Origin of the sequence: Mannheimia sp. E30BD (assembly GCF_041807785.1) — a bacterium.
Classification (GTDB): domain Bacteria; phylum Pseudomonadota; class Gammaproteobacteria; order Enterobacterales; family Pasteurellaceae; genus Mannheimia.
In genome coordinates, this window is record NZ_JBGTYX010000056.1 from 1 (window position 1) to 697 (window position 697).

Annotated in this window: 1 protein-coding gene; it reads right to left on the reverse strand. The window is 40.5% G+C overall.

Annotated elements, in window-relative coordinates:
* On the reverse strand, positions 1–646 hold a 646-nt coding region (locus ACERCG_RS12190), incomplete at its 3' end, for an IS1595-like element ISMha3 family transposase (RefSeq protein WP_373612308.1).
* Positions 647–697 lie beyond the last annotated feature (51 nt).

A 697-nucleotide genomic window follows, 5' to 3' on the forward strand; every position in this document is an offset into this window, starting at 1 on the left:
CTAAACCCCCTTTAACCAATTGTTTTAAAAGGAATATTTGAGATTTTAAGTCACTGTGATTAAAACGCCATTCGCATTCTTTCAAATATAGCTCAAAATGGGCTTTCGGAATACCATTAAACTTGCGTAAATGACGTTTTGCTTGGCTCCAAAAATTCTCAATTCCATTAATGTGATTTTGATTTTCTGCGAAGTGTGTGCTGTGATTAATGCGAAAATGGTTAAATTCACTCACATCAAGCACATCATAACTTCGATAGAAATCGGTGTAAACAATACTATCGGGTTTCACCTTTTCCCGAATAATCGGCAAAAGTGTGGCAGATTGTGTGTTCGGCACTACTACGGTATAAACCTTGCCGTCACGCTTTAAAAGCCCGAATACGGCGGTTTTGCCTGCTGCACCACGACCTCGTTTACCCTTGCGATGACCGCCGAAATAGCTCTCATCAATCTCAATTTCTCCCTCAAACATTTCCAAATGAGGGCTATGTTGATAGATGAGCAATCGCAAACGGTGAAAATAATAGGCTGCGGTGGTTTTATTTACATGCACTAACTCTGCGGCTGTTCGAGCGGTTACGCCTGCTACAAACAGCTCTATGAGTTTATGTTGTTTGTACTGACTTAGACGACTTTTTCTCATAAGGTTATCTTAACCTAAATGGAAGTTTTAGTCGTTATCTAGGACAGCCCC